The 16788-nt window shown below is 24.6% G+C and carries 16 protein-coding genes; 6 read left to right on the top strand and 10 right to left on the bottom strand.

From position 1 onward, the window contains the following. Positions 1-58: 58 nt before the first annotated feature. On the bottom strand, positions 59-1240 hold the full coding sequence (locus tag O212_RS0102355; protein WP_029699116.1) for a multidrug efflux MFS transporter: 1182 nt from the start codon (positions 1238-1240) through the stop codon (positions 59-61). 174 nt (positions 1241-1414) lie between these two features. Further along, the gene (locus O212_RS0102350; protein WP_029699115.1) at positions 1415-2005 is read right to left on the bottom strand and encodes a lytic transglycosylase domain-containing protein; all 591 of its coding nucleotides are present in this window, start codon (positions 2003-2005) and stop codon (positions 1415-1417) included. A 259-nt stretch (positions 2006-2264) separates the two neighbouring features. Here O212_RS0102350 and O212_RS0102345 point away from each other — a divergent pair, with 259 nt between their 5' ends. The 3 genes from O212_RS0102345 (at position 2265) to fliB (ending at position 6297) form a co-directional block, all read left to right on the top strand. Then, positions 2265-3488, top strand: coding sequence for an argininosuccinate synthase (locus O212_RS0102345; protein WP_024613562.1), 1224 nt, complete (start codon positions 2265-2267; stop codon positions 3486-3488). Continuing rightward, positions 3485-4864, top strand: a complete 1380-nt coding sequence (gene argH / locus O212_RS0102340) for an argininosuccinate lyase (RefSeq protein ID WP_024613561.1) — start codon at positions 3485-3487, stop codon at positions 4862-4864. The genes O212_RS0102345 and argH overlap by 4 nt, the downstream gene beginning before the upstream one ends. 296 nt (positions 4865-5160) lie before the next feature. Then, on the top strand, positions 5161-6297 hold the full coding sequence (gene fliB / locus O212_RS0102335; protein WP_024613560.1) for a flagellin lysine-N-methylase: 1137 nt from the start codon (positions 5161-5163) through the stop codon (positions 6295-6297). Positions 6298-6439: 142 nt separating this feature from the next. Here fliB and O212_RS0102330 read toward each other — a convergent pair whose 3' ends face one another. The 3 genes from O212_RS0102330 to O212_RS0102320 form a co-directional block, all read right to left on the bottom strand. Then, positions 6440-6916: a methylglyoxal synthase gene (locus O212_RS0102330; protein ID WP_024613559.1), complete on the bottom strand. Its 477-nt coding sequence runs from the start codon at positions 6914-6916 to the stop codon at positions 6440-6442. A 74-nt stretch (positions 6917-6990) separates the two neighbouring features. After that, the gene (locus O212_RS0102325) at positions 6991-8466 is read right to left on the bottom strand and encodes a PH domain-containing protein (RefSeq protein ID WP_024613558.1); all 1476 of its coding nucleotides are present in this window, start codon (positions 8464-8466) and stop codon (positions 6991-6993) included. 2 nt (positions 8467-8468) lie between these two features. Then, complete coding sequence (locus tag O212_RS0102320; RefSeq protein WP_024613557.1) at positions 8469-8978, bottom strand: PH domain-containing protein; 510 nt, start codon at positions 8976-8978, stop codon at positions 8469-8471. A gap of 445 nt (positions 8979-9423) precedes the next feature. On the opposite strand from O212_RS0102320, the gene O212_RS0102315 reads away from it, so the two are divergent. Further along, the gene (locus O212_RS0102315) at positions 9424-10020 is read left to right on the top strand and encodes an ECF transporter S component (protein WP_024613556.1); all 597 of its coding nucleotides are present in this window, start codon (positions 9424-9426) and stop codon (positions 10018-10020) included. Positions 10021-10169: 149 nt separating this feature from the next. Further along, complete coding sequence (locus O212_RS0102310; RefSeq protein ID WP_024613555.1) at positions 10170-10859, top strand: MgtC/SapB family protein; 690 nt, start codon at positions 10170-10172, stop codon at positions 10857-10859. Between the two features lie 28 nt (positions 10860-10887). Here the strand turns inward: O212_RS0102310 and O212_RS0102305 are convergent, their stop codons facing one another. The 3 genes from O212_RS0102305 to O212_RS0102290 all read right to left on the bottom strand — a co-directional run bounded on the left by O212_RS0102305 (position 10888) and on the right by O212_RS0102290 (position 14469). After that, positions 10888-12501, bottom strand: a complete 1614-nt coding sequence (locus O212_RS0102305) for a polysaccharide biosynthesis protein (RefSeq protein WP_024613554.1) — start codon at positions 12499-12501, stop codon at positions 10888-10890. A 322-nt stretch (positions 12502-12823) separates the two neighbouring features. After that, positions 12824-13852 (bottom strand): pyruvate kinase, encoded by a 1029-nt coding sequence (locus tag O212_RS0102295; RefSeq protein WP_024613553.1) that lies wholly within the window; start codon positions 13850-13852, stop codon positions 12824-12826. A gap of 173 nt (positions 13853-14025) precedes the next feature. Further along, entirely contained in the window at positions 14026-14469 is a 444-nt protein-coding gene (locus tag O212_RS0102290; RefSeq protein ID WP_024613552.1) for an N-acetylmuramoyl-L-alanine amidase, read from the bottom strand. 137 nt (positions 14470-14606) lie between these two features. Between O212_RS0102290 and O212_RS0102285 the strand changes: the two genes are divergently transcribed. Further along, positions 14607-15104: a DUF4883 family protein gene (locus O212_RS0102285; protein ID WP_024613551.1), complete on the top strand. Its 498-nt coding sequence runs from the start codon at positions 14607-14609 to the stop codon at positions 15102-15104. A gap of 32 nt (positions 15105-15136) precedes the next feature. Here O212_RS0102285 and folK read toward each other — a convergent pair whose 3' ends face one another. Both folK and folP read right to left on the bottom strand, forming a co-directional pair. Next, positions 15137-15946, bottom strand: a complete 810-nt coding sequence (folK, locus tag O212_RS0102280) for a 2-amino-4-hydroxy-6-hydroxymethyldihydropteridine diphosphokinase (RefSeq protein ID WP_029699114.1) — start codon at positions 15944-15946, stop codon at positions 15137-15139. Positions 15947-15961: 15 nt separating this feature from the next. Next, entirely contained in the window at positions 15962-16771 is an 810-nt protein-coding gene (folP, locus tag O212_RS0102275; RefSeq protein ID WP_024613550.1) for a dihydropteroate synthase, read from the bottom strand. Between the last annotated feature and the right edge of the window lie 17 nt (positions 16772-16788).

The raw sequence follows: 16788 nt of genomic DNA, 5'->3' as shown, positions 1-16788 counted from the left end.
ATTATATCATAATTAAAATAAGGAAAGCTTATTTTGCTCTCCTTATTTTAATTATCCACTATAAATTTTTATAAACTAAATTATATACCCAAACTGCATTAAATAATAATAATGCACTAGTAATAAAAAATATATATTTTATTCCAAAAAATGCTGCTATTTGTCCTCCTAATACAGAACCACCAAAAGTTCCAAAATACTGTGCTGACATATTAAATCCAAATATTCTTCCTGAAATTTTATCTGGTGTTATTTTTCTTATTATTGTATTTATTGATGGAGTTAAACCTGCTGCCGCAAGTCCTAAACAAAATCTAAGTCCCATAAGTTGCCATGGATTTTTAACAAATGCCTGTGGTATAAATATAATTCCTGCAACTATAAGAGCTACTAGCATAACTTTATGTGCACCAATTTTATCTGATAACCTTCCAAGTTTTCTTGCTACTAATATATTTGCAAGTCCTGATGCTGAAAATGCCATACCAGAAATTAATGCAATATTTTTAACAGTCTTAGATAAATTTGTTACATATACAGTTATAATAGGCTCTATTGAATAAAATGCTAATTGGAGTATAAAAGATGTTACAAACATTGCAACAAGTAATTTTTTATTAGGTATAAGACTCCAAACTTCTTTAAATTTCAATGTCTTTTTACTACTTGCTTTAAAATCTTCTTTTATAAATATTACAGTAGTAAAAAATACAATAGCTAATAATACTCCCGTTATATAAAAAACACTTCTTATTCCTGCTATACCATCTAAATATCCACCTATCATTGGTCCTAAAAGAGAACCAGCGACACCTGCAGTAGATAAAGTTCCAAGTGCAGTTCCTACATGTTCTATGTCAGTCTGAGTTGCAATTAGTGTTGTGCATGCTGTAGAATATCCTGATATAGTTCCTTGTAATATTCTAAGTAATATAAGAACATAGACATTATGTACAAATCCCATTGAAAAAACTACAATAGCCATTCCAAAACTAGCTCTTAAAAGCATAGGCTTTCTTCCAACTTTATCAGCTAATTTTCCCCATATTGGAGAAAATATACCAGATACAATAAATGTAATACCAAATGCTATACCTGATATTTGCTCAATGTGAGACACATTAGTAACCCCAAGTTGTTTTATATATATTGGCAAAATAGGAGCTATTTGACTCATTCCAATCATCGTTATAAAAGTACCAAACCAACATACAATTAAATTACGTCTCCAATTATTCATTAATTTTAATTCCCCCAAAATTATTAAGTTTTATAATTCTCTTTCCATATAAATTTACTTAATTTATATTATGACAACATTTTGTATACAAATAATTTATTTTTTTAAAACTTATTTTTAATTATAAAAAAAGAAAGCCAAATATATGGCTTTTATTATTTGTTTAAAAATATATTATTTCTGCTCATTTCCATAAATTTTTTTGTACATATCATATGCCTTATTTACTTTTTCAACATATTCTTTAGTTTCAGGAAAAGGTATATTATGAAGATTATCTCCATCTTTTGAATACTCTTTATTTTTCAACCAATTTCTAACGTTACCTCGTCCTCCATTATAAGCTGCAATAACTAAATCTCTATCATTAAACTCTTTAAACAAATCTTTTAAATAAAAACATCCAAATTCTATATTAGTTTCTGGATTATACAAGTCATTTGATATAAAGTTTTTATATCCTAATTTATTTGCAATTTCACTACCAGTCTCACCTGTTATCTGCATTAATCCAATTGCTCCTACAGATGATTTTGCTCTTTCCTCAAAATTACTTTCAACTTTAATAACTGATAGAACAAATAATGGATTTAAATTATATTTTTTACTATATTTATTTACCATTGTTTCATACTTATAAGGATAATCTAACTTTTCTACTCTACCTTTTATAGAAAATGCAAGCTTTACCCCAAAAAACAATAGTAAAGCAATTATAGATAATGATATTATCCTACGTCTTATTTGTTTCTTTTTTCTATTCATAACTCCTCCCTTTTATATAATTATCTCATCTAACTCTTACATTAATATTAAATTTTTTATAATTTATATTAAATAAATATAAATTTATTGTTTTTTAATTATATAACACAATAGTCCAATATGCATATAATATATTTTTATGCATATTTTTCACGTTTTTTTGCTGTTTTTTAAATTTTTATGTAAAAATAATTGCATAATTATGCATTAGAGTATATAATGCTATTATATTTACTTAAATATAAGGGGGCAATTTATTATGAAAAAATATAAAAAGGTAGTTTTAGCATATTCAGGTGGGCTTGATACTTCTATAATTATTCCATGGTTAAAAGAAACTTATGGATCTGAAGAAGTCATTGCAGTTGTTGGGGATGTTGGACAAGAAGATGAACTTTATGGATTAAAAGAAAAAGCTTTAAATACTGGGGCATCAAAAATATATATTGAAGATTTAAAAGATGAATTTGTAAATGAATTTGTAATTCCAACTATACAAGCTGGGGCAATTTATGAAGGAAAATACTTACTTGGAACTGCTTTTGCAAGACCTATTATAGGCAAAAAATTAATAGAAATAGCAAAAAAAGAAGGGGCTGATGCTATTTGCCATGGATGTACTGGTAAAGGAAATGATCAAGTAAGATTTGAACTTGCAATAAAAGCATTTGATCCTAATATGCCAGTTATAGCACCTTGGAGAATATGGGATATAAAATCTCGTGAAGAAGAAATTGAATATGCTTTAAATAAAAATATTCCTATAAACATAACTTATGAAACGAACTATAGTAAAGATAAAAATCTTTGGCATTTAAGTCATGAAGGCTTAGATTTAGAAAATCCTTCAAATGAGCCTAACTATGAAAAAATATTAGAACTTTCAAACACATTAGAATCTGCACCAGATTATTCAACTTATATAACTATTAATTTTGAAAAAGGTATTCCTACAAAACTTAATGGTAAATCTTTAAATCCAATTGAATTAATAAAACAGTTAAATAAAATCGGTGGAGAAAATGCTATTGGAATAATAGATATGGTGGAAAATCGTTTAGTTGGAATGAAGTCTAGAGGTGTATATGAAACACCTGGAGGAACCATATTAAGCTTTGCACATAAAGAGCTTGAATCAATTTGTTTAGATAAAGAAACATCTCATTATAAAGAGATAATTTCATTGAAATTTGCTGACATTGTTTATAATGGTCAATGGTATACTCCTCTTAGAGAAGCTCTTTACGAGTTTGTAAAAAAAACTCAAGAAGATGTAACTGGAGAAGTAAAATTAAAATTATACAAAGGAAATATAGTAACTGCTGGAATTAGTTCTCCATATTCTTTATATAGTGAGGAATTTGCAACATTTGGTGAAGATTCTGTATATAACCAAAACGACTCTGCTGGATTTATTAATTTATTTGGCTTACCTATAACAGTTAAAGCTAAACTTAATAACTCTAAGGAGGAAATTATATGAAGCTTTGGGGAGGAAGGTTTAAAGAAAGTACTAATACATTAGTAAATGATTTTAATTCATCAATAAAAATTGATAATAGATTAATAAAAGAAGATATATTAGGAAGCTTAGCTCATGTAAAAATGTTAAAAAAACAAGAAATAATTTCAAAAGATGCTTGTGAAAAAATTGAGCTTGGCTTAAATGATATTTTAAATAAGTTAGAAAATAATCTAATTAATATTGATGAAAATTCTGAAGACATACATAGTTTTATAGAAGGTTTATTAACTTATAATATTGGACCATTTGGTAAAATGCTTCATACAGGAAGGAGCAGAAATGACCAAGTAACTCTTGATTTAAAACTTTATTTAAAATCCTATGTACCATTACTTATAAAAGATATTATTGATTTTTTACAAGTACTTTATAATAAAGCAAATGAACATATAGATACTATAATGCCAGGATATACACATATGCAAAAAGCTCAACCAATTACCTTCTCTCATCATGTTTTAGCTTATTGTGAAATGTTTAAGCGCGATATATTAAGACTTAAAGATTTTTTAGTTAGATTAGATGAAATGCCACTTGGAAGTGGAGCTTTAGCTACATCAACCTATCCTATTGATAGAGATTTTGTTGCAAGTAATCTTGGATTTTCAAAAATAACTTTAAATAGTTTAGATTCAGTTTCTGATAGAGACTATGTTTTAGAACTTTTATCTGCTTTATCAATTATAATGATGCACCTTTCTAGATTTTCAGAAGAAATTATTATTTGGTGCACAAATGAATTTAATTTTATAGAACTATCTGATGAATATAGTACCGGAAGCAGTATAATGCCTCAGAAAAAAAATCCTGATGTTGCAGAGCTTGTTCGCGGTAAAACTGGAAGAGTATATGGAGATTTAATTACATTACTTACTGTTATGAAAGGTTTACCTTTAGCTTATAATAAAGATATGCAAGAAGATAAAGAAGCCTTATTTGATGCACTAGATACTGTCTGTTTATCTCTTAATACTTTTAAAGGTATGATAGATACTATGAAAATAAATAAGGATATTATGGAATATGGAGCACTTAAAGGCTTTACTAATGCGACTGATCTTGCAGATTATTTAGTAAAAAAAGGACTACCTTTTAGAGATGCTCATGAAATTGTTGGTGAAACCGTTCTTTATTGCATAAAAAAAAATAAGGGACTTTCTGATTTATCATTATCAGAACTAAAAATATTTTCTAACATTTTTGAAAAAGATGTTTATAAATCTATAGATCTCTTAACTTGCATTAATGAAAGAAATATTATTGGAGGACCTGCTAGAGAATCTATAAAAATTCAACTTAAATATTTAAATCAATTTATTGAAGATAATAAATAATACTATTATAAGTAGCTAATAAATATTTTTATTAGCTATTTTATTTTATAAAAATATTTTCGATTTTCCATTTTTAAATATTATTATATAATTTCATGACTATAAGTGTTAAAATATTAAAGTATGTCATGAGACAAACTAAAGATAACGATGAAAATATAAAATATTTAAAACACAAAATGTAATCTTATATTAAATTTTGTCAAAACTAATACTTAAATTAGAAAATATAATTTGATACATAATTACAAAACTTAAATAAATTATATTCTTATCTAAGAAAGACGGTGTTAGTTTTGAAATTAAACTTTTTTATGCCAAAATATATGGTTGACTTTAAATGTGTAGGTCCAAACTGTCCTGATACTTGTTGTGCTGGTTGGGATATAAATATAGATGAATGTACTTTCAATAAATATGAAAATAGTAATGATGAACTAAAAGATCTAGTTCAAAATAAATATATAAAAAATATTAAAGATAATGATTATTTTAATTACGGGTTCATGATTATAAAAAATACTAATAAATGTCCTTTTTTAAATGATAACATGTTATGTGATATACATGGTAATTGTGGTGAAGAAAATTTATCTATAACTTGTAGAAGATACCCTAGAGTATTTAATATAGTTGATGATATATATGAAAAAAGTGGCCTTCCTTCTTGTAGAGAAATTTGTATGAAGGCATTTTTAAATAAGAAAAAAATGGAATTTATAGAAACATCTGAAGTTTTAGATGAATCTTCTGTTGAAATAAGAAGAATGATAGATAGTGAAGCTTTTGTTGGAACTGATAGTTTACTTCAATATTTTTGGGATATTAGAGTTATATCTATAAATATTATGCAAAATAGAAATTTTAATATTGAAGAAAGACTTAATATTCTTAGAAGTTTTTATTCTAAACTTGAACTTTTTAGAGATACTGATGATTTTGATAATATAGAATTACTTATTGACGACTTAAATAGTGAAGATTTTAGTTTTGACCCTCTTAAAGGTAATGAATTTATTGAAAATAACTCTTTTTATAATTCAATTTTAGGGGATAATATATTTAATAATGTAATTGGAGTTAAAATCAAATCATTTTTAAAAGATTTAAGAAATGACATATTAAACATAGAGACGGATTTTAAAAGTATACATTTAAATAAATTAAATTTAAATAATTATGACTATATTTTTGAAAATTACTTAGTAAATCAAATTTTTAAAGATATAATCCCTTTTAATAAAGGAAATAGTTTAAATAATAGTATAACTTTTCTTATAAATACTTATAGAGTAATTAAAGCTTATATTTTATGTTCATGCACATATTCTAAAAAAGCTTTAACAGAAACTCATATAATAAAAATTATTCAAGCATTAAGCAAAGATACAGAACACAATAAAGTTTTTAAAGAAATTTTAGAAAATAGCTAAAAAAATGGTTTTATCATATTATTTTATTTTCTTTTTTGATTTTAAAATTTTATAAATTAAGAATATAAAAATTTATACTATATTAATTTTATACTTTCATATACATAAAAAAGAGTAAATACTAAGTATTTACTCTAATTTTTTAAACTAATTCTTTTGCTCTATCATTTATTGATTTATTATAATTAATAACCATATGGTCATATTCTTCGTTCATATATTTAGATGTTATCATAAAATCTGCTGTAGCTTGATTGTTAGCTATTGGAATATCATATAAAACTGCTATTCTAAGTAAAGCTCTAACATCTGGATCATGTGGTTGTGCTTCTAATGGATCACAGAAAAATATTACAAGGTTTATATCTCCTTCTACAATTTTTGCTCCAATTTGTTGATCTCCACCTAATGGTCCACTACTATATCCCTTAACATTAAGTCCTGTTTTATCTGAAATTATTTTAGCTGTTGTACCTGTTCCACATAAATTATGTTCTTTTAAAATATCTTTATTTTTCATGGCCCAATTTAATAATTCATTCTTTTTATTATCATGTGCAATTAATGCTATATTCTTTTTCTTTCCAATTATACTATTAATTAAATTATCATTTAACATAATATCACTCCAATCTTAGTTATATTATAATTGTTTAAAAGCTTTATAGTAAAACAAATAATCTTTGAATAATATTATTTCTTTTTAATAATATAAGGAATTTTATTTTCATTCATATAATTTAAATTAATTTCATCTCCAATTTCACTATAAAAACAAATAGATATTTTACCTAGATTATATTTTTTTAAAAATGGAGTTGTAATAAATTTTACAGCTTGTATATCTTTTTTATCTAATAAATACTTTATTTTTAAAAATCCTCCACTTACTGCTTTTATTTTATCTTTTTCAATTTTTAAATTTAAATTTTTGCCTTTAAGTATTGAATTTGGAATAGTAAAAACTAAAAGCAAATTTAATAAAAATACATATGGAGTTTTAAAAATAAAATAAGCTATAAAAGATATTAAAATTATTATAATTAAAGGTTTTAACACTAACATAACCTTTCCCTTTTTTATTCCTTCTCCACTACCTTCTATTGCGAATTTAGGTAATATTTCTTTTAGTATGTTAAAAAGTTCAGCTTCTGTTCCTATTGGATATATAATTATTTTTTCATTTCTACTATCATTGTATCCTTTTACATTTACAGTCATTTCATATGATTTAATAATTTGTCTAAAAATATTTGCTTTTAATTTTACATTTTTTACATTATTACAATCAAATGAAAATTCTCTACTATTTATAAGCCCATATTTAACCTTTATATTATCTCCATCTTTTAAAATTGTGAAATCATAATATTTAATTATGTAATAAATAATAGCCATAATTTTAAGTAAAATAATTAAAACTATAATTCCAGCTATACCCATTACTAAATTAAATCTTTCTGTTAAATATACAGTAGAGCTTGATATAAGGTCATTTATAGTGCCATCTATAATTATATTTTCTAAAACTGAATAACCTTTCATAATTACAACTATTATTATTATTATATTAAAACTAGTTATTCCATACTTAAATAATTCTTTAGTTTTTACTTTTTTTACATATACATTTTCTAATCTATTTACATCTTCTTTTCCATTTTCATCTAAAGTTATATATTCTTTGTTTATACTTTCTTCATTACACCCACTATTAAAAGCAAAGTTTTTAAGTTTATCTATATCTTTATTTGATAAATATAATTTTATTTGATCTAAATCTGCTCCTTTTACTGGACTTTCAATTTTTACACTACTATACCTTAAAATTCTTTCTAAAATACTTATAGATATATCCATAGACTTTATATTTTTTTTAGGAATTATCATAGTATTTTTAGAAAAAATCCCATAATGGTATCTTGCTTCATTATCTAAAAGTAATATATATTCATTAATCCATGATAAAAAAATATAAATTAAATCAAAAATTATCATTAACGAAATTGTTATAAAAGACCACTCTTTTAAAAATATAACCATAGGAATTATTATTGCAATATTGCTTATAATTTTTGAAACAAACTTATATAAAATACTCTTTATATTATTTCTAATTTTAACTGCATTATTTAAGGAGTTTGCCTCGTTATTTTTGTTATTTTCCATAATTAAGATAACAACTCCTCTTTAACATTTTCATTAATCTTTTTTCTTAAAAATTCAATTATTTTTTCTACTTCACTTTTATTAAGATTAGGAATTTCAAATTCTCCCCCAGCAGTTCCAATTTTAACAGATGCTAGATTAAACATTCTATTTATTGGGCCTTCTTTTAATTTTATGTTTTGTATTCTAACTATTGGTATAGTTACACTTCTAATAAAAAACACTCCTTCTTTAAAGAATATTTCTTCTTCATTAATTCTATAGCTCCACTGTTTATACTCAAAAAAAGGCTCTATGTAAGCACCACTAATTAATAATAATATTATTATTATGAAAATTATGTTTATAATTTTTATGTTATTATCCAAAAAATTATTAAACCAAAGAATATTAAATTTAGGTGCTAAAAATATTAATCCCCAATAAATAATTAACACCACAAATAAACCTATAGTTCTTGAAATCATCCAAGATTTAATCGCATTATTACTTAATTTATTTTCTTTATTCATTTCTTTCCCCCTTTTGTTTACTATATTAAAGCATATATACCATTTTATTGTATAATATAAAATAATACCAATTATTTATTAAAAATTCCTTAAACTATGACAAAAATATTATGTTTCTTTAGTTATTCAAAATAAAAGTACTTTTTTTAAAATTACTTATCAATAATTAGTCTATAAATTTCAAATGACTACCTCGTTTACATTAATTTTACATTTTTCTAAAATTAGCTTATCTCTAACTTATCATTTAATTTACAGAATACTTTGACTATTTTTTAACAATTATTTATTGTAATAATAAGTTATGCCTTGTACAATTTTCCTTGTAAATATAAGTTAAATATAGTTAGTATACTTTAATGTAACTAAACCTTTAAAATATTTATCTTATATATAAAAACTTTCAACTTATATCCAGTTTGGAATGAGAATGGAGGAGATTGATTTGGAAAAATCACAATTAAAAAAATCTACTAAAGTAAAACATTTAACTATTACAAGTATGTTATCAGCATTACTGATAGTCCTTGGTATAACTGGTCTTGGTTACATACCAATCCCACCTTTTGACACCACAATTATGCATATTCCTGTAATTATAGGCTCTATTTTAGAAGGGCCAATAGTAGGAGGAATCTTAGGATTTATATTTGGATTAACTAGTATGTTTCAAGCTATAAAATCACCTACACCTGTATCCTTTATATTTTTAAACCCATTAGTTTCAATATTACCAAGAATACTAATAGGTATAACCCCTTGGCTTATTATGAAATTTTTTAAATTTTTAAAAAGAGATTCTTTTAAAATAAGTACAGCTGCATTTATAGGATCTTTTACTAATACTATAGGTGTTCTTTCTATGATATACATATTATACTTTCATGAATATATTAAAATTCTTGGTGTTAGTGAATTTTCTGCAAATTCTACCTTTATTGCACTAGGATTAAATGGATTTATATCAGCTGGGGTCTCTATAGCAATTTCATTACCAGTTGTATTATCTATAAAAAAATATAAACATAATCATTCCTTATAAAGTTAATAAACTTTTTTAATTTTAAAACTATCTTTTAGCTAAAACTTAATTTATATCACTATTTATAAAATTTTTATTATATATAGGTTCATTTTATGGTAAATTGATTATATATAATTATTTATTTTATATTTCTAAGAGGTGATAATATGACACTTACAGACTTTACTATAAGAATATTAGTCGCTATAGTTTTAGGATTTGTTATAGGTTTAGAAAGACAATATAGACAAACACTTGCTGGAGGCATAAGAACAAATGTATTAGTATGTGTTGGTGCTTGTATTTTTGTAATGTATTCTTATATAGCTACAGGTGATAATAGTCCTCGTATTGCAGGTCAAGTAGTAACTGGAGTAGGATTCCTAGGTGGGGGTGTTATTTTAAGAGATGGTTTTAATGTTAGAGGTTTAAATACAGCGGCCACACTTTGGTGTACAGCAGCTGTTGGTATACTTACAAGTACAGGTAACCTAACATATGCTATTGTTGCAGCCATTGCAATAGTTTTATCTAATATAATTTTAAGACCAATTGCTAAAAAAATGTATCATGTAAAAAATTCTAATACTGATGGTGAATATTTATATGGAATAAGCATAAAATGTCTTGAAAGTGAAGAATTCAATATTAGATCATTACTTATGCAAATGGTTGGTGAAGAAAAAATTTTACTTAAAAAGCTTGAAAGCACAGAAATTGAAAGCGAAAGTAAAGTTAGAGTTAAAGCTGAAATTATAAGCATAGAAAAAAGCGATATGATAATTGAAAGAATTATTGGAGTTTTAAGCTTAGAACAAGGTGTAATTTCAGTTGGTTGGAATGTTTTAAATGATTAAAAATAAGCCAAATTAATTTGGCTTATTTTTATTTTAATTTTTTTATAATAAAATTTGGTATTAACTTATAAAATTTATTAGGAATAAATGATAAATCCGATTTCTTTATACCACCTATTGCTACCATAAAATAAACATAAATTAAAGAACCTATAAGAACTAATATTATTGTATATACAAGAATAAATTCAAAATTATATCCAATAAATATTTTTTCTAATATTTTAATAGGTTGTTTAAATAATATAATTACGCCTCCCATAATAACAGAAGCAATTATAGGCTTAATTGACATTTTTACTAAAGAAATTTTATAATTTATGCTTTTATAAATTATTTTATTATTTATAACTACAGGAACAAAGAAACATAAAAAGTTTCCTATTAAAACTCCCAAAATATTTATTGATGTAATTCCAACAAAAATATAATTAGCTATAATTTTTAATATGATTCCTATAGTAAAAGAAATAATCATTGAATAAAACCTACTTATTCCTTGAAGTATTACACTTTGAAGTTGGGCGATAGCTGTAAATACTAATATAAATGAACCATAAAAAGTTATATAAGAGTGATTATCCCCTTTAAAAAGTATTGCATAAACATCCTTATGTAAAACAGTTAATCCTACAGCTGCTGGTATTGTTAAAATAAGCGCTACTCTAATAGAAAAATTTATATTATTTATTATTGTTTCTCTATCTCTTAAAGCATATGCTTTTGATACTGCTGGTAATACAATTGTAGTAAGCGCTGTCACTATTATAAGAGGAACTCCAATTAATGTTTTATAATTGTATAAAGATCCATAAAGCGCATCTGATTGAATACTTGTAAATCCAGCATGTATAAGTCTTCTGCCTACATTCATCATATCAACTAAGCCACCTAAGTTCTGTATACCAGCACTTAATGTTATTGGAAAACCATATCTAAATAATTTTCTTAATATAACTTTTGTGGTAACTTCTCTTTTTTCTTTTGCTCCATTTAAGAAATTTTCTTCTTCTTTCTTTTTATTATAAAAATAAAAAAGATATAAAATGGCAATTATAGCTCCAACAGAAGTACCAATAGTACCTCCTGCTGCTCCCATTTGCAAGCTTATTTTGGATAAGATATATGCACACAATAAACTTATAAATACATTTAATATTTGCTCTATAATTTGTGAAATAGCAATACCTGTCATTTCATTTTTTCCTTGGAAATAACCTCTATATGCTGATAATACAGAAGTAAAAAATACACTTGGTGCTAAAAACATTATTGCATATGTAGAGTTAGTTATTTTTCCTATTTTAGCTATTGGATAAGCTAAAACTACAAGTAAAATCATAAGCGTTAATCCTATAATCCCATAAACCAACCTTGAAATTTTTAATGTTTTCTCTGCACCTTTTTCATTATCTCTAGCCATAAATTCTGCTACAACTTTTGCAACAGCTGGTTGGCACCCCATACTTGTAATAGCATAAACAAACATAAATACATCATAACTTCTGGAGTACATTCCCATTCCTTGAACTCCAATAATTCTATTTAATAAAGGAGTATTAAATACTGCTAAAATTTTAGCAAATATTCCTGCAAAGGATAATATCATAAATCCTTTAGCTGAAGACGTTCCTTCTTTCATTTCTAATCCTCCATATATTCTAGACTTTTTATTTTCGCAATTATTTTCATTATATAAAAATTTTAATAAATGATAGTTATTTTTTAAAAAAGTTTATATAATTTTAAAAATATTTATTTTTATATAAAATTCTAACATAATTTACCTTTTATTAAGTATATATTGGGACAAAAAAATACTCCTCTATATAAGAGAAGTTTACAAAATTAAATTAATTCTTTTATGACTGTATAAATTAAAAATAACATGCCTGCACCTAATACAATCCAGGCCCCTTGAAGTAGTTTTGTATTAATATTATTACCATCTTTTTCACTTTTACTCATAATTCTAATTCCTTTTTATACCTTTCTAAAATTTCTAATAAAAATTTAACTGTCTTTATTGGAGCCTTTCCAACTGATGTTTCACCAGATAATAAAAAGCCTTTTGCTCCCCTTTTTATTAAATTATATAAACTATCTACTTCTGCAAGTTCAGATGCTTTACCTTGTTTCATACTATTTAATATATGTGTTCCAATTATTAATTCACCATTATAGTTTTTTAATAGGTTAAATACTTTATCTTGATATATTGGAGCTTCTATTATTCCGCTTTCTGGAACTAAATCTCCTCTTCCAAGTATTATTCCATCACTTACTTTAGAAATACTAACACAATTTTCTATTCCTTTTGGTGTTTCTAATTTTGCAAATATTTTTATTTTATTATATTTACTTAATGTTTCTATATAATTTTTAAGATTTATTACATCATCTGTATTCTCAACAAAAGATTGACTTATTATATTTACTGAATTTTCAATAGCCCAATTAATTGCAATTTTATCTTTAAGAGTTAATCCAATGGTTTCTCTGTTGAAATTTTTAATATTACATCCCTTACCAGCTCTTACTATTCCACCACGCTTAACTTTGGCTCTAATTCCTGAATTATCTATATTTAATATTTTAAAATTCATTGTTCCATCTTTCATTGATATAGAATTAATATTTTTATTTATAAGAAACTCATTATTTATATTTAATGGAATAATTCTCATTTTTCCTTTTTTTACCGAATACCCATCATTTACATATGTATCCTCTCCACAAAATATTAATTCCTCACCATTATAAATTTTATATATATAAGGTAATTTATCAGAAATTCTTATTTTACTTCCTGGTAAATCTACCATAATTTCAACTTTATCATCTATATCTTTTATTATCTTATACTTTTCATTAAAATCCTCCATTGAACCATGAGAAAAATTAAACCTAAATGTATTTATTCCACTTGATATAACTTCTTTCATTATCCATCTCTCACTTATACTCGGCCCTAAAGTTGCTATTATTCTCAATATAATCCCCCCAGAAAATGTTATCTGTATTCCCCCTCTTTTGTTTATCACTTCCTTAAATATAATATGTTTTAAACTAGTGTTGATTTTAATATAGTTTTTTAATTTAAATAGTATAAATGCTATATTAAAATCAACCTTCACTTAAAACACACCAAATATAAAACTTAAATTTATTTTCCCTTTATGCATTTTATGCAATAAAGTATACTTTTTATTAATTCATCTTCTTGTATTTTTTTATTTAATATATTTATTTTTACAATTACAGTAGGTGCTTTTACATTTTGTATTAAATAAAACTCTTCGCCCTCAAAAATATTTAAGTTATCAAATCCAAGTCCTTTTAATGAATTTATAAATTCCACAGAAAAATTCTTTGACAAAATATTATTTTTGTAATAAACATTAATACCTTTTTGGCTACTATCTGTTTTAATTAATAAAAAAAAATCTAATTTTGCTGAGTTTGCTAATATAGTTTTTTTAAAAACTTCTTCTCCTACTGGTTCATTTTTATCTAAAGTCATATTTACTACATAATATCCTTCGTTTTTTAGTTCATCAATTACTGCCCTGGAAATATGAAGTTTATCTATATCTATACCAACTTTCATGAAAATACCTCCAAGGATTAAAATTTATTATATTATATTCCTTAATTTATAAAATGTTCTAAATTTACATAGATTAGAATAAGTTATTAAAGAATAAAGTTTTATACTTTTACATAAAAGGTAAAGGAGGTATTTTTTTGTTAAAACCTTTTAAATTTATACTATTATTTTTAAGTTTATTAATTTTGCAAGGTTGTACTTATAGCTTTTCTCCAAGATATTTTCACTTTGAAGAAAATCAAAGAGGAAATTATTACTATACAGAAATTAAAGAAAAACTATCTAATAAAGAAAGCTATACTCTTCAAGTTTTTGATACAAATCTTTATAAATATTTTCCTGTAGATGAAGAAGATAATATAATAATTAAAAACTTTATTAACTCTTTAAATAATAATAATTTCTTAGAAGAAGCACCAAATGATTTCAAATCAAAAGAGAAATTTAGATTAATAATTACATTTAAAGATAATAACAATAATGAATGTAAATATATTTTTAAAATATATAATAATAAATTTACTAAATTACACCCATTTGATGGTAGAGTAAGTGAAGATATAATTAACATGGAAGATATACCTCTTCACTATAATTTATATGATTTTTGTACGTATGTCCAAAATAAAAAATAAGATGCAAAGAATTAACTCCTTGCATCTTATTTTTATAAATCTTCTAACATTTTAAATATTCTTTTTTTAGATAATGGATGTACTTTGTTTGGTGCTATTTCTGAAAGTGGCTTAAGTACAAATTCCCTCTCTTCCATTCTTGGGTGTGGAATTGTTACATATTCATCATCAGTTACTAAATCATCATAAAGAATAATATCTAAATCTATTATTCTTGGTCCCCATTTAACTATTCTCTCTCTTTTCATAGTTTTTTCTATATTTAATAATACTTCCATAAGTTCTCTTGGAGAAAGTATAGTCTTTATTTTTATAGCTCCATTTAAAAACTCATCTTGCTCTTTAAGCCCCCAAGGTTCTGTTTTTATGAAACTTGAAACTTTATCTATAATAATACCTTTTACATCTTCTAAATTATTAATTGCTTCTATTAAATTTTTTTCTTTATCTCCTATATTGCTACCAATTGAGATATAAGCTTCATGCCATCCCCTATTTATTTCAATAGCTGCATAATTTAAATGTCTACCAATAGGAGCCCAAGGCTTTTTAACCTTAACTTTTGCATTTTTAATCATTCTATATTCCATTAATATATATTCACAAACTTTTTCTCCAACAGTTTCTATTAAATCATAGCTTTTCTCTGAAACTATCTTTTCAATTTCATATACAAGCTCTCCATAATGAACTGAAGATTTTAAATCTCCTGTTTTTCCAGCTAAAGAAAGATCTAATTCAAGTTCTACATCAAATATAAATTTTTGTCCTAATCTTTTTTCTTCTTCAAATACTCCATGATTTGCAAATATCTCTACATCCTTTAAATATATTTTATCCATATAAATTCCTCTTTTCTATTTTGCCTTAACTATGGCATCAGTCATTATACAGGCTCTTTTATTTTCTAATACATCGTGAACTCTAACAAATTCACATCCTTTCATAATACCAATTACAGTTGTAGCAATAGTACCCTCAACTCTTTGATCTTTAGGTAAATCTAAAGTTAATCCTATCATAGATTTTCTTGATGTTGCTAAAAGAACTGGGTAACCCATTTCCTTTATTTTTTCTAAATTATTCATAACAATTAAATTATCTTCTAAAGTCTTTGCAAAACCTACACCTGGGTCTAATATTATTTTTTCATCTTTAACCCCAGCATTTTTTGCTATTTCTATGCTTTCATTTAAGTCATCTATCATATCTTCCATTATATTTTTATAATTCATATTTTCTCTATTATGCATTAAAATACACGGAACATTATATTTTGCTGCAACTTTTGCCATATTTTTATCTTTTTTAAATCCCCATACATCATTTATTATATCAGCACCAGCTTTTATTGCAGCTTCTGCAGTTTCACTTTTATATGTATCTATTGATATTGGAATATCAAACTTTTCTTTTATTGCTCTTATTACGGGAACAACTCTTTCTATTTCCTCTTCAACTCCAACAAACCTTGCACCTGGTCTTGTTGACTCTCCACCAATATCTATAATATCCGCACCATCATTTATTAATTTTTCTGTCTGCTTAAGTGCTGTTTCTATACTATTAAACTTTCCTCCATCTGAAAAAGAATCTGGAGTAACATTTAATATTCCCATAACATATGTTCTTTCACCTAAATTAAATTCTCTATTTCCAAGTTTCAATTATATCACTCCTAAAA

The sequence above is a fragment of the Clostridium sp. Ade.TY genome, from assembly GCF_000498355.1.
Lineage (GTDB): Bacteria > Bacillota > Clostridia > Clostridiales > Clostridiaceae > Clostridium.
The sequence above is the reverse complement of the archived record's forward strand: the minus strand, read 5'-3'. Positions and strand labels throughout refer to the sequence as shown.